Below are 13,980 nucleotides of genomic sequence, written 5' to 3'. Positions count from 1 at the left end.
CCCGGAGGAGCGGTCGCCAGCAACGGCCGCCGCGGGCCGCCTCGGCCTGCCCACGTCCGCAGGCCCGCCCACTCGCACGTCAGGAGCCGAAGCCCGTGAAGGCACTCGTCAAGCACAGGAACGAGCCCGGTCTCTGGCTGATGGACGTCCCGAAGCCCGAGATCGGCCCCGGCGAGGTGCTGATCAAGGTCCTGCGGACCGGCATCTGCGGCACGGACCTGCACATCCGCAAGTGGGACGGCTGGGCGCAGCAGACCATCAGGACCCCGATGGTGATCGGCCACGAGTTCGTCGGCGAGGTCGCCGAGATCGGCGCCGGCGTCGCGGACATCGCGGTCGGCGACCTCGTCAGCGGCGAGGGCCACCTGGTCTGCGGCAAGTGCCGCAACTGCCTGGCCGGCCGCCGCCACCTGTGCCGCAACACGATCGGCCTGGGCGTCAACCGCGACGGCGCGTTCGCCGAGTACGTCGCCCTGCCCGCCTCCAACGTCTGGGTGCACCGGGTGCCGGTCGACCTCGACGTGGCCGCGATCTTCGACCCGTTCGGCAACGCCGTGCACACCGCGCTGTCCTTCCCGCTGGTCGGCGAGGACGTGCTGGTCACCGGCGCCGGCCCGATCGGCATCATGGCCGCCGCCGTCGCCAAGCACGCCGGCGCGCGCAACGTGATGATCACCGACGTCTCCCCGTACCGCCTGGACCTGGCCCGCGAGGTCGGCGTGACGCTGGCGCTCAACGTCGCCGAGCACACCATCGAGGAGGGCCAGCAGAAGCTCGGCCTGCGCGAGGGCTTCGACGTCGGCCTGGAGATGTCCGGTCGCCCCGAGGCGATGCAGTCGATGATCGCCAACATGACGCACGGCGGCAAGATCGCCATGCTGGGCCTGCCCGCGGACGACTTCCCGGTGGACTGGGCCCGCGTCGTCACCTCGATGATCACCATCAAGGGCATCTACGGCCGCGAGATGTTCGAGACCTGGTACGCGATGTCCGTGCTGCTGGAGGGCGGGCTGGACCTCAGCCCGGTGATCACCGGCCGCTACGCCGCCGACGACTTCGAGGCCGCCTTCGACGACGCGGCCGGCGGCAACTGCGGCAAGATCATCCTCGACTGGACCGCCTGAGCCCCGCCGCAGCGCCGACCCCGGACCGCTTGAGCCCCGCCGGACCGCCTGCCCCGCTGGACCGCCGGACCGACGAATCGACTAGGAGACTGCTCGTGTTCGACAACGTGCGCGCCGACCTCGCCACCACCCTCGACGAGATCCGCGAGGCCGGCCTGTTCAAGCCGGAGCGGGTGATCGGCACCCCGCAGAGCGCCGCCGTCACCGTCACCGGCGGCGGCCGCCCCGGCGAGGTGCTCAACTTCTGCGCCAACAACTACCTCGGCCTGGCCGACCACCCCGAGGTGCTCGCCGCCGCCAAGGACGCGCTGGACCGCTGGGGCTACGGCATGGCCTCGGTGCGCTTCATCTGCGGCACGCAGGACGTCCACAAGCAGCTGGAGAACCGCCTCTCGGCGTTCCTCGGCCAGGAGGACACCATCCTGTACTCCTCCTGCTTCGACGCCAACGGCGGCGTCTTCGAGACCCTGCTCGGCGCCGAGGACGCGGTCATCTCCGACGCGCTCAACCACGCGAGCATCATCGACGGCATCCGGCTCAGCAAGGCCCGCCGCCACCGCTACGCCAACCGCGACATGGCCGACCTCGAGCAGCAGCTCAAGGAGACCCAGGACGCCCGCCGCCGCCTGATCGTCACCGACGGCGTCTTCTCCATGGACGGCTACGTCGCCCCGCTGCGCGAGATCTGCGACCTCGCCGACCGCTACGACGCGATGGTCATGGTCGACGACTCGCACGCCGTCGGCTTCGTCGGCGCCGGCGGCCGCGGCACCCCCGAACTCCACGGCGTGATGGACCGCGTGGACATCATCACCGGCACCCTGGGCAAGGCCCTCGGCGGCGCCTCCGGCGGCTACGTCGCCGCCCGCCGCGAGATCGTCGCCCTGCTGCGCCAGCGCTCGCGCCCGTACCTGTTCTCCAACTCGCTCGCCCCGGTGATCGCGGCGGCCTCGCTCAAGGTGCTCGACCTGGTCGAGAACTCGAACGAGCTGCGCGAGCGGCTCGCGGCCAACACCGCGCTGTTCCGCACGAAGATGACCGAGGCCGGCTTCGAGATCCTGCCGGGCGACCACGCGATCGCCCCGGTGATGATCGGCGACGCGGCCAAGGCGGGCCGGCTCGCCGAACTCCTGCTGGAGCGCGGCGTGTACGTGATCGGGTTCTCCTACCCGGTCGTGCCGCACGGCCAGGCCCGGATCCGGGTGCAGCTGTCGGCCGCGCACTCCACCGAGGACGTCGAGCGCGCCGTGGCGGCCTTCGTCGACGCGCGCGCCGCGCTGGGAGAGTAGTCCCGCCGGGGGCTCAGCCCCCCATGAACCGCCCGTGGCCGGTCCGCTCGGAACCGGACCGGCCACGGGCTCCAAGAGCCACCTGCCCCACCCTCCCGCCCGGGAGTGGGAAGCCGTCCCCCCGCGGCTTCCCACTCCCGTTCGCGGTTTCTGTATCCCTGGCGGTTCCGCCGGCCCTGGCGGTTCCGGCGGGCGGGTCGCGGCGGCGAGGGGTGCGGGTCGCCGGCCGTCCTGTGCACCCCCCGGCCCGCCGTGGACGAGCCGACCGGGCTTCAGGCGGAAGGTCAACGTCCGAGCGTGAAGATCGGCGCAGAAGTGCCACCATCCTCACCGCGCAACGCAATCCGTGCTGTCGCCGGGCGGTGTCCGGTGAGCTCCCGGCCGCCCGGCCGGGATCGCCCCGCCACGCTGGCAGAATTGGGGGTGTGATCGACGCACGACGGCTGCGGACCCTGCGGGCCGTGGCGGACCACCGCACCGTGACCGCCGCCGCGGCGGCCCTCTACCTGACCCCCTCCGCGGTCTCCCAGCAGCTGGCCGCCCTGGAGCAGGAGACCGGCCACCACCTGCTGGCCCGCGAGGGACGGGGGGTGCGCCTCACCGCCGCCGGGGAGATCCTGCTCGGCCACGCCGACGCCGTCCTCGCCCAGCTCGAACGGGCCGAGGCCGACCTCGCCGCGTACAGCGCGGGCGCCGCCGGCGAGGTCACCGTCGCCTCCTTCGCGACCGGCATCGCCCTCGTCCTCGCCCCCGCCATCGGCCTGCTCGCCGAGCGCGCCCCCGGCGTGCGCCTCAAGGTGCTGGACGCCGAGGGCGACGCCAGCCTCCCGATGGTCCTGGACGGGCGCGCCGACCTCGCGGTGGCCGTCGAGTACCGCGGCGCCCCGCGTGCCGACGACGCCCGGCTCAGGCGCGTGCCGCTGTACGCCGAGCCGTTCGAGGCCGTCCTCCCGCTCGGCCACCCGCTGGCCGCCGACGACGGCCCGATCGCCGTCGCCGACCTCGCCGCCGAACCCTGGATCGGCCCCTACCCCGGCAACCCCTGCCACGACGTCGTCCTGCTGGCCTGCGAGCACGCCGGCTTCCAGCCCCGTCTGGTGCACTCCTCGGACGACTTCCGGGCCGTCGTCGCCCTCGCCTCCGCCGGCGCGGGCGTGGCCCTGGTCCCGCGCTCGGCCCTGCGCGGCGTCGACCTCGGCCACGTCGCCGTCCGCCCGGTCGACAGCGAACTCGCCACCCGTCGCGTCTTCGCCGCCGTCCGCGCCGGCGCCGACGGCCACCCACTGATCCGCCCGGTCCTGGACGCCCTGGCGGCGGCCGCCGCAACCGAGGCCTGACGCCGGACTCCCGCTCCACGTCGCCGAATCGGCGAGTTCGCGCCGGTGTGCGCGGCGGGCGTCGACCTTCCGGTGCACGGGCGTCGGCTCGGCGCCCGCCGACCGTCCGGTCCTGTCCCGGTCTGTTCGCGCCTAGGCTGGGGCCGATGATCGTCCACCGAACGGAGACTTCGTGAGCAGGCCCGACGCCCTCGAAACCGCACTCCCCGTCGGCGTGGTCGGCCTCGGCGACATCGCGCAGAAGGCCTACCTGCCCGTCCTCACCGCCCTGCCCGGCCTCGACCTGCGCCTGATGACCCGCGACCGCGCCAAGCTCGACCGCATCGGCGACACCCACCGCATCGACCCCGCCCACCGCCACACCGACCTCGGCGAACTGATCAAGGGCGGCATCCGCGCCGCCTTCGTGCACGCGGCCACCGACCAGCACGTCCCCATCGTCGAGGAACTGCTCACCGCCGGCGTGGACGTGTACGTCGACAAGCCGCTCGACTACACCCTCGACGGCGCCCGCCGCCTCGTCGACCTGGCCGACCGCACCGGCCGGTCGCTCATGGTGGGCTTCAACCGCCGCCACGCCCCCGGCTACGCCCAGGCCCTGGAGCGCCCGCGCGACCTGATCGTCCTCCAGAAGAACCGCGAGGGCCTGCCCGAGGCCGCCCGGACGCTGGTCTACGACGACTTCATCCACGTCGTCGACACCCTGCGCTTCCTCGTGCCCGGCGAGGTCGAGCACGTCGACGTTCGCGCCCGCCGCGTCGACGCTCTCGTCGACCACGTCGTGCTCACCCTGGCCGGGGACGGCTTCACGGCTCTCGGGGTCATGAACCGCCGCAGCGGCTCGGCGGAGGAGGTGTTGGAGGTCTCCGGCGGCGACTCCAAGCGCGAGGTCCACAACCTCGCCGAGGTGATCGACCACCGCGGCCAGCCCACCGTCCGCCGCCGCGGCGACTGGGTCTCGGTGGCCCGCCAGCGCGGCATCGAGCAGTGCGTCCTCGCCTTCCTCGACGCCCACCGCGCCGGCAGGACCCTGGACGCCCACGACGCCCTGCGCACCCACGAGCTGTGCGAACTGATCGTGGAGCGCATCGAGGGCTCCTGAGCTGCGCGGCTCGACGGTGGAGGGAAGGTTACCGGCCAGTAGTTTGGCTGATCATCGTCTCGTCTGATGCTGTGTCAGATCGCTAGGCTCCCCGCGACCGGATCTCGTGAGCAGAGATCGTGCGAGCAGCAGAGGAGCAGCGTGATGGCACGACCCCACCGCAGTGGCGGACACCGGGCGGTGAGCGTCGCGCTCGTCGTGGCGCTCGGGCTCGGGGCGGGGGCCGCGGTGGCACCGTCCGCCGTCGCGGCCCCCCGCGCCGTGACCGCCGAGGCCTCGGCGTTCGGCTCGTTCCGCCTGGCGAGCATCACCGCCTCGGACGGGGTCGTGCTCAAGGCCGACGTGTTCACCCCGCCGGCCGGCACGCCGGGGGCGGACGCGCAGGGGCGGTACCCGGTCGTCGTGCAGCCGGCGAGCTGGGGGCAGAACGACCTGGAGTACGTCGCCCAGGGGCACAAGTTCGCCGCCGCCGGGTACGTCGTCGTGACGTACACCGTGCGCGGGTTCTGGGGTTCGGGCGGGGAGGTGGACGTCGCCGGGCCCAAGGACGTCGCCGACATCTCGACGGTGATCGACTGGGCACTCGCCAACACCTCCGCCGACCCCCGGCGGGTCGGCATGATCGGGCTGTCGCTCGGCGGCGGACTCACCCTCCTCGGCGCCGCGTTCGACCCGCGGATCAAGGCCGTCGCCTCGCTGAGCGGCTGGGCCGACCTGACCGACGCGCTGTACAGCGGGCAGACCCGGCACACCGCCGCCGCCACCCGGCTGGAGAACATCGAGCACCTGACCGGCCGCAAGAGCCCGGAGTTCGCCACCGCCCTGGACGACCTGTTCGGCGACCACGACCTGCCGGACGTGATCACGTGGGCGGGCGTCCGCTCCCCGGCCACCTACCTGGACCGGATCAACGCCAACGGCGCCGCGATCTACCTCGCCAACGGCTGGAACGACAGCTTCTTCAACCCCGGCCAGATGGCCGACTTCTACCAGCGGCTGACCGTCCCCAAGCGCCTCGAACTGCGCCCGGGCGACCACGCGAGCCAGGAGTTCACCGGCCTGCTCGGCTTCTCCAACGCCACCTGGGACAACGCCCGCGGCTGGCTCGACCACTACCTGATGGGCCCGGTGGGCGGGCGCGCCGCGGACCGGCCGCAGGGCGGCGTCGACCTGGAGGTCCGGCCGGGCGGCGCCCACGAGGCGTACCCGGACTGGAGCTCCGTCAGCTCCCGCACCGAGCGGCTGAGCCTCGGCGGCGATGCCACGGTGCGCGGCGACGAGTCCTCGGGCGCGAGCGCCGGCGTCGTCCTGCTCTCCGGCATGATCGACCAGTGGCTGCACCAGCCGCCGACCGTCGTGGTGCCGTTCCTCGACCGCTCGGCCGCCGCCGTCCGCCAGTCGGAGCCGTACGGCTCGGGCCTGCGGGTGCGCGGCGCGGTCCGCGTACGGACCACCGTCACCAGCTCCGCGCCGCAGGGCACGGCCGTCGCGTACCTCTACGACGTGGACGCGCTCGGCGTCGGCCGCCTGGTCGCGCACGCCCCGCAGAGCTGGACCGGACGCCCGGCCGGGCAGTCCTTCCCGCTCGACGTCACGCTGTTCCCCACCGCCTACGACGTCCCGGCGGGCCACCGCCTCGCGCTCGTGCTCGGCACCCGGGACGACCTGTACGGCGGCGAGACGCCCAAGGGCAGCACGGTGACCTTCGGCCCGGCGGACGTCTCCGTGCCGACCCGCTGACCGGCCTTCCGTCTCACCCGCCGCCCGGCACGATCCGGGCGGCGGGCTCTCGCCGGCCTTGGCGAACACCGACGTGAGGTGGTCCCGCACGGTGTCGGCGCCGTCGCGAGCGTCCGCGCCCCTCACGGGTGTCGCAGCCGCGCGCGACGGTCCGGCCGACGTCACCGCCACCGCCCGGGCCGCCTCCATCGGCCTCGACGCGGACCGGGCGGTGGTCGGTGCGGGTCCCGCCGAACGGGCGGGCTCAGGCCGGGATCAGCGCGTCCCACTCGGCGCGGGTCGGGCCGTCGTGGGTCGGGGTGAAGTCGGGGCGGGCGGCGAGCCAGGCGGCGAGGTGGCGGTCCACCTCGTCGGTGGCGTAGGCGGTGTCAGGAGTCTGGACGAGGTGGCGGACATTGGCCCGGGCGCGCATGACGACGGGGTCCTCGAAGGCGCACGCGGCCAGGGCGGCGGCCCGGACGTCGGTGGCGGGCGCGGCGTCGGCGAGGCGTTGGGCGGCGGTCCGGTCGGCCTTCACCTGGGCGTCGAACCAAGGGCGGAGGGTGCGGGTGGTCCAGGCGTGGTAGCCGGCGGGGTCGGCGGCGACCTCGTCGGCGTGCGCGGCGAGGTACTGGCCGGCCTGGAGGCCGAGGGCGACGCCGTGGCCCAGGGTGGGGTTGGTGTGGACGAGGCTGTCCCCGGCGTTGACCAGGCCGGTGACGACGGGCCCGGCCGGGTCGGTGAGGGAGCTCCAGCGATTGTCCAGGCCGGCCATCGCGAGGACGGGCGACTGCGCTTCGCCGGCGAGGTCCAGCCAGGCGGCGCAGGCGGGGAAGGTGCGGGCGACGGCCTCGAAGACGGCGGGGTCGGTGAGCGCGCCGCGGGTCGGGTCGGCGGTGGAGAGCACCATGCTGACCGCGAAGGTGTCGTTGTCGGACGGGAAGACGCCGGCCGCCGCGAAGGTCGTGGCGGAACCCGTCTTGACCCGCCCGGGATCGCGCGGGCCGTCGGCGCGCAGGCGGTACCAGCGGCACAGGTAGGCGATCCCGGCGCGATGGCTCTCGACCATGGGCGGGCGGCAGCCGCCGGCGGTCAGCCAGCCGGGCACCGGTGAGCGGCGGCCGGCGGCGTCCACGACGAGGTCCGCCGGGTGGGTCCCGGCCTCCGTCCGCACGCCGGTGACCCGAGGCGGGATGCCCGCGGCCGGTGTCAGGCCCTGCGCGAAGGCGAGGCCGCGCACCCGGCAGCCGCGCCGCACGTCGACCCCGCCCTCCCGTCGCACCGCGGCGGTCAGAGCGGCCTCCAGCACGATGCGGCGGGTGCGCAGCGTGATCAGGTCCTCGTCGCCGTCGCGCAGCGGCGGGTGCTCGTCGAACCAGTCGAAGTCGTGGTACTCGTGGGCGCCGCGCGCCAGCAGGTCGGCGTAGACGTCCGGAGCCTCGGCGCGCAGCACGGTGCGCACGGGGGCGAGGAACGAGTGGGGCTGGTCGGCCTGGGGGACCCGGGGCCTGGCCCAGTCGTAGAAGTCCCGGTCGAGGTCCTCGCCGGCCGCCCGAGGGTCCTGTTCGAACAGTGTCACCGCATGGCCCCGGCGGCCCAGCATGAGCGCCGTCCCCAGCCCACTGATACCGCCACCGATCACTGCAACCCGCGCCACTGAGGCTCCCCTTCGCGTCGTGTTGCGGAGCGATCTTACTGTCCGGTGATCGCCAGCCGTCAAACCGGCGTCGTCCCTGGTGGCGGTTCCGGGGCAGCCCCGGGGGTGGCTCCGATGGCGGCTCCGAGGCCGTCACCGCGCCGATCGGTCCAGGTGAAAAACAAGCAGGCGTGATTGCTTTTTTCCCCGGCCGGTGCCACGCTGCTGCCCGGCGGTGGCCGTCGAATGACCGTCAACTCACCGGCAGGGGAGGCGCATTGGTGCGCGAGCGTGCGGGTTTGCGGATCGGGAACGCCTCGGGGTTCTACGGCGACCGGTTCGTGGCGGTCCGGGAGATGCTCACCGGCGGGCCGCTGGACGTGCTGACCGGGGACTACCTGGCGGAGTTGACGATGCTCATCCTGGCCAGGGACCGGTTGAAGGACCCGTCGCTGGGGTACGCGCGGACGTTCCTGCGGCAGATGGAGGAGTGTCTGGGCCTCGCCCGCGAGCGCGGGGTGCGGATCGTCGTCAATGCGGGCGGACTCAACCCGGCCCGGCTCGCCGGGGAGTTGCGCAAGCTGGCCCAGCGCTACGGGATCGCCGCCACCGTGGCCCACGTCGAGGGCGACGACCTGCTCCCGCGCGTCGCGGAACTCGGATGGCCCGAAGGCCTGTTGGCCGCCAACGCCTATCTCGGAGGGTTCGGCATCGCGGCCTGCCTGGCCGAGGGCGCGGACGTCGTCGTGACCGGCCGGGTCACCGACGCCGCCCTGGTGGCGGGCCCGGCGATCGCCCACTTCGGCTGGACCCCGGACGACCTCGACGCCCTGGCCGGCGCCGTCGTCGCCGGCCACGTCCTGGAGTGCGGGGCGCAGGCCACCGGCGGGAACTACGCGTTCTTCCGGGAGCACGACGTGACGAGGCCCGGCTTCCCGATCGCCGAGCTGCGCGCCGACGGCTCCAGCGTGATCACCAAGCACCCGGGCACCGGCGGTGCCGTCACCACCGGCACCGTCACGGCCCAACTCCTGTACGAGACCACGGGTTCGCGTTACCTCGGGCCGGACGTCACGGCCCGGCTCGACACCGTCCGCCTCACCCAGGAGGGCCCCGACCGGGTCCGCGTCGACGGCGTGCGCGGCGAGGCGCCGCCCGCCACGCTCAAGGTGGGCCTCAACAGGCTCGGCGGCCACCGCAACGAGGTCGTCTTCGTCCTCACCGGGCTCGACATCGAGGCCAAGGCCGCTCTGGTGCAACGCCAGGTGGAGGCCGCCATCCCGGCCGCCCGCCGCCCGGCCGAGCTGACCTGGACGCTCGCCCGCACCGACCACCCCGACGCCTCCACCGAGGAGGGTGCCTCCGCGCTGCTGCGCCTGACCGCCCGGGACCCGGACCCGTCCAAGGTCGGTCGCGAACTCGGCAAGGCCGCCGTGGAGTTGGGTCTCTCCGGATACCCGGGCTTCCACCTGACCGCCCCGCCCGGTCCGGGCGCGCCGTACGGGGTGTTCACCGCCGCGTACGTCGACGCGAAGGCGGTGGAGCACACCGCCGTCCTCCCGGACGGCCGTCACCTGATCATCCCCCCACCGCAGGTCGGCCCTCAATCGCCCTGTCTCGCGGAGGCGTTGGAGCTGCCCGCCCCACTCCCCGCCGGCCCCACCCGCCGGGCCCCGCTCGGCCTGGTGGCCGGAGCCCGCAGCGGCGACAAAGGCGGCGACGCCAACCTCGGCGTCTGGGCCCGCGACGACGACGGCTGGCGCTGGCTCGCGCACACCCTCACCGTCGACCTGCTGCGCGAACTCCTGCCCGAGACGGAGGACTTGCCCGTCACCCGGCACGTGCTCCCCAACCTCCGCGCGCTCAACTTCGTCATCACCGGCCTGCTCGGCGAGGGCGTCGCCGCCCAGCACCGCTTCGACCCACAGGCCAAGGCGCTGGGGGAGTGGCTGCGCTCCCGCCACGTCGACGTCCCCGAACCGCTCCTCGACGCCCTCGACGTCCCCGAACCGCTCCCCGACGTCCCCGCCGTCCCCGAACCGCTCCCCGACGATTCCGCGAACCCGAACCGCACGGAGGCGCCGTGACCGTCCTGCCCACCCGCGTCGACCCGGCCGCCCCCGACCACGCCGAACACCGCGCCGCGATGCTCGACAAGCTCGCCGCCCTCGACGCCGAGCACGCCAAGGCGCTGGCCGGCGGCGGCCCCAAGTACGTCGAACGCCACCGCGCACGCGGCAAGTTGCTGCCGCGCGAGCGGATCGAGCTGCTGATCGACGAGGACTCGCCGTTCCTGGAACTCTCCCCGCTCGCCGCCTGGGGCAGCGACTACCCGGTGGGTGCCGCGCTGGTCACCGGCATCGGCGTCGTCGAGGGCGTCGAGTGCGTGATCACCGCCAACGACCCGACGGTCCGTGGCGGCGCCAGTAACCCCTGGACGCTGCGCAAGGCCCTGCGCGCCAACGAGATCGCGCTCGCCAACCGGCTCCCGCTGGTCAACCTGGTCGAGTCCGGCGGCGCCGACCTCCCCAGCCAGAAGGAGATCTTCATCCCCGGCGGCGCCCTCTTCCGCGACCTCACGCGGCTGTCCGCCGCCGGGATCCCCACCGTGGCCGTGGTGTTCGGCAACTCGACCGCCGGCGGCGCCTACGTGCCGGGGATGTCCGACCACACCGTGCTGGTCAGGGAGCGCGCCAAGGTGTTCCTGGGCGGCCCGCCGCTCGTGAAGATGGCCACCGGAGAGGAGGCCGACGACGAGTCGCTCGGCGGCGCCGAGATGCACGCCAGGACCTCCGGCCTGGCCGACCACTTCGCGGTCGACGAGGCGGACGCGCTGCGCCTCGCCCGCCGGATCGTGGCGCGGCTGGACCACCGCAAGCCTGGCCCGGGGCCGGACGCGTCCGCCGAGCCGCCGAAGTACGCCGAGGAGGAGCTGCTCGGCATCGTCCCGGGCGACCTCAAGGTGCCGTTCGACCCGCGCGAGGTGATCGCCCGGATCGTCGACGGCTCCGACTTCGACGAGTTCAAGCCGATGTACGGCCCGAGCCTGGCCACCGGCTGGGCCGGCCTGCACGGCTACCCGGTCGGGATCCTGGCGAACGCGCAGGGCGTGCTGTTCAGCGCGGAGTCCCAGAAGGCCGCCCAGTTCATCCAGTTGGCGAACCAGCGGAACACCCCGCTGCTGTTCCTGCACAACACCACCGGCTACATGGTGGGCAAGGACTACGAGCAGGGCGGGATCATCAAGCACGGCGCGATGATGATCAACGCCGTGGCGAACTCGACCGTGCCGCACGTCTCGGTGCTGATGGGCGCCTCCTACGGTGCCGGCCACTACGGCATGTGCGGGCGGGCGTACGAGCCGCGGTTCCTGTTCGCCTGGCCGAGCGCCAAGTCCGCGGTGATGGGCCCGCAGCAGCTGGCCGGGGTGCTGTCGATCGTCGCCCGCCAGTCGGCCGCGGCGAAGGGGCAGCCGTACGACGAGGACGCGGACGCGGCGATCCGCGCGATGGTCGAGCAGCAGATCGAGGCGGAGTCGCTCCCGGCGTTCCTCTCCGGCCGGCTCTACGACGACGGTGTGATCGACCCGCGGGACACCCGGACGGTGCTCGGCCTCTGCCTGTCCGCGATCCACAACGCGCCGGTCGAGGGCGCGCGCGGCTACGGCGTCTTCCGGATGTGAGGCCCCGATGACCACCGAGGACACCGAGGACACCGAGGACGAGGCACCCACGATGACCACGACCACGACCATGACCGCCACCAGCACCAGCACGACCAGCACCACCACGACCATCACCAACCTGCTGGTCGCCAACCGCGGCGAGATCGCCCGCCGGGTGTTCCGCACCTGCCGCGCCCTCGGCATCGCGACCACCGCCGTGCACTCCGACCCGGACGCCGACGCCCCGCACGTCCGCGAGGCCGACGCCGCCGTCCGGCTTCCGGGCGCCGCGCCCGCCGACACCTACCTGCGCGGCGACCTGATCGTCCGGGCCGCCCTCGACGCGGGCGCCGACGCCGTCCACCCGGGGTACGGATTCCTGTCCGAGGACGCCGGGTTCGCGCAGGCGGTGCTCGACGCGGGCCTCACCTGGGTCGGCCCGCCGCCGGCCGCGATCGCCGCGATGGGCTCCAAGACGGCCGCCAAGCGGTTGATGGCACAGGCGGGCGTGCCCGTCCTCGACGCGCTGACGGACCCCACCGAGGCGGACCTGCCGGTCCTGGTCAAGGCGGCGGCCGGCGGCGGCGGACGCGGCATGCGCGTCGTCCGCTCGCTCGCCGACCTCCCGGGCGAACTGGCGGCGGCCCGCTCGGAGGCGGCCAAGGCCTTCGGCTCCGACGAGGTGTTCTGCGAGCGCTACCTGCCCACCGGCCGCCACGTCGAGGTCCAGTTGATGGCCGACGCGCACGGCACGGTCTGGGCGGTCGGCGACCGCGACTGCTCGCTGCAGCGGCGCCACCAGAAGGTGATCGAGGAGGCCCCGGCGCCCGGGATCCCCGACGCCGTGCGCAGCGCGCTGCACGCGGCGGCCGTCGCCGCGGCCCGCGCGATCGGCTACGCGGGCGCGGGCACGGCCGAGTTCCTCCTCGCGGAGGACGGCCGGTTCCACTTCCTGGAGATGAACACCCGCCTCCAGGTCGAGCACCCGGTCACCGAGGCCGTCACCGGACTCGACCTGGTCGCGCTCCAACTCGCCGTCGCCGAGGGCGAGAAGCTCCCCTCCGAGCCCCCGCCCACGGACGGCTGCGCGATCGAGGCCCGCCTCTACGCCGAGGACCCGGCGCAGGACCACCGGCCGGCCACCGGCACCCTGCACCGCTTCGAACTCACGCTCCCGCACGCGGAGTTCGACGGACGCGGGCTGCGCCTCGACGCCGGGGTCGAGAGCGGCAGCACCATCACGCCGCACTACGACGCGATGCTCGCCAAGGTGATCGCCTGGGCCCCGACCCGTTCGGCCGCCGCCCGCCGCCTCGCCGACGCCGTCGCCCGCACCCGGCTCCACGGGCCCGCCACCAACCGGGAGTCGCTCGTCCGCGCACTGCGCCACCCGGCGTTCCTGGCGGGCCGCCTGCACACCGGCTTCCTCGCAGAACACGCGGCCGACCTCACCGCCCCGGACGACAAGGGCGCCGCGCGGGCAGCCCTGGCCGCAGCCCTCGCCGACGCCGCCGAGCGCCGCACCCCGCTGCCGTCGGGCTGGCGCAACCTGCCGTCCCAGCCGCAGGTCAAGCGCTACCGCATGGCCGACGGAGGCGAGTTGGCGGTGCGCTACCGCGTCGCCCGGGACGGCCTGCGAGCCGACGACCACCCGGAGACGGCGCTCGTCGAGCACACGCCGGAGCGCGTCACCCTCCGCCACGGCACGATCCGTCGCACGTACCGCGTCGCCCGCTACGGCGCGGACGTCTTCGTCGAGACCCCGGACGGCACGACCGCCCTCACCATCGTCCCGCGATTGCCCGACCCCACCGCGCGGACCGAACCGGGCGCCCTGCTCGCGCCGATGCCCGGCACCGTCATCCGCGTCGTCGCCGCCGTCGGCGACTCCGTCACCGCCGGCCAGCCGCTGCTGTTCCTGGAGGCGATGAAGATGGAGCACCGCGTCACCGCCCCCGCCGACGGCGTCCTCGTCGAACTCCGCGCCGACCCCGGCCGGCAGGTCGAACTCGGCACCCTGCTCGCCGTCGTCAAACCCGCCCACGAACCGGAAGCCTGACCATCCCGCACACGCGAGACCCCCGCAAGCGAGACCACCCCGCGCACGCC

9 protein-coding genes are annotated in these 13,980 nt (G+C 74.1%); 8 read left to right on the top strand and 1 reads right to left on the bottom strand.

All coding sequences use genetic code 11. From position 1 onward, the window contains the following. Positions 1–95 precede the first annotated feature (95 nt). From tdh to PUR71_RS24980, 5 genes are all read left to right on the top strand, one after another. On the top strand, positions 96–1,124 hold the full coding sequence (gene tdh / locus PUR71_RS25000) for an L-threonine 3-dehydrogenase (protein WP_329929343.1): 1,029 nt from the start codon (positions 96–98) through the stop codon (positions 1,122–1,124). A gap of 95 nt (positions 1,125–1,219) precedes the next feature. Then, entirely contained in the window at positions 1,220–2,413 is a 1,194-nt protein-coding gene (locus PUR71_RS24995) for a glycine C-acetyltransferase (RefSeq protein ID WP_329929342.1), read from the top strand. A 425-nt stretch (positions 2,414–2,838) separates the two neighbouring features. Then, on the top strand, positions 2,839–3,750 hold the full coding sequence (locus tag PUR71_RS24990; RefSeq protein WP_329929341.1) for a LysR family transcriptional regulator: 912 nt from the start codon (positions 2,839–2,841) through the stop codon (positions 3,748–3,750). A 172-nt stretch (positions 3,751–3,922) separates the two neighbouring features. Beyond that, positions 3,923–4,852, top strand: coding sequence for a Gfo/Idh/MocA family protein (locus PUR71_RS24985; protein WP_329929340.1), 930 nt, complete (start codon positions 3,923–3,925; stop codon positions 4,850–4,852). A gap of 144 nt (positions 4,853–4,996) precedes the next feature. Then, on the top strand, positions 4,997–6,592 hold the full coding sequence (locus PUR71_RS24980) for a CocE/NonD family hydrolase (protein ID WP_329929339.1): 1,596 nt from the start codon (positions 4,997–4,999) through the stop codon (positions 6,590–6,592). Between the two features lie 244 nt (positions 6,593–6,836). Here the strand turns inward: PUR71_RS24980 and PUR71_RS24975 are convergent, their stop codons facing one another. Further along, positions 6,837–8,228: an FAD-dependent oxidoreductase gene (locus PUR71_RS24975; RefSeq protein ID WP_329929338.1), complete on the bottom strand. Its 1,392-nt coding sequence runs from the start codon at positions 8,226–8,228 to the stop codon at positions 6,837–6,839. 335 nt (positions 8,229–8,563) lie between these two features. Between PUR71_RS24975 and PUR71_RS24970 the strand changes: the two genes are divergently transcribed. The 3 genes from PUR71_RS24970 to PUR71_RS24960 all read left to right on the top strand — a co-directional run bounded on the left by PUR71_RS24970 (position 8,564) and on the right by PUR71_RS24960 (position 13,930). Next, positions 8,564–10,294: an acyclic terpene utilization AtuA family protein gene (locus PUR71_RS24970; RefSeq protein WP_443077571.1), complete on the top strand. Its 1,731-nt coding sequence runs from the start codon at positions 8,564–8,566 to the stop codon at positions 10,292–10,294. Continuing rightward, on the top strand, positions 10,291–11,889 hold the full coding sequence (locus tag PUR71_RS24965; RefSeq protein ID WP_329929336.1) for an acyl-CoA carboxylase subunit beta: 1,599 nt from the start codon (positions 10,291–10,293) through the stop codon (positions 11,887–11,889). The genes PUR71_RS24970 and PUR71_RS24965 overlap by 4 nt, the downstream gene beginning before the upstream one ends. A 70-nt stretch (positions 11,890–11,959) precedes the next feature. Further along, positions 11,960–13,930: an acetyl/propionyl/methylcrotonyl-CoA carboxylase subunit alpha gene (locus PUR71_RS24960; RefSeq protein ID WP_329929658.1), complete on the top strand. Its 1,971-nt coding sequence runs from the start codon at positions 11,960–11,962 to the stop codon at positions 13,928–13,930. Positions 13,931–13,980 lie beyond the last annotated feature (50 nt).

It is taken from the genome of Streptomyces sp. SP17BM10 (assembly GCF_036322405.1).
Lineage (GTDB): Bacteria > Actinomycetota > Actinomycetes > Streptomycetales > Streptomycetaceae > Kitasatospora.
Note: the sequence above shows the minus strand (reverse complement) of the source record. Positions and strands in the feature narration are given on the sequence as shown.

Coding starts and splice junctions, on each gene's coding strand:
- PUR71_RS24980 (WP_329929339.1), top strand. CDS start 4,997: ATGGCACGACCCCACCGCAGTGGCGGACACCGGGCGGTGAGCGTCGCG.
- PUR71_RS24960 (WP_329929658.1), top strand. CDS start 11,960: ATGACCGCCACCAGCACCAGCACGACCAGCACCACCACGACCATCACC.
- PUR71_RS24970 (WP_443077571.1), top strand. CDS start 8,564: ATGCTCACCGGCGGGCCGCTGGACGTGCTGACCGGGGACTACCTGGCG.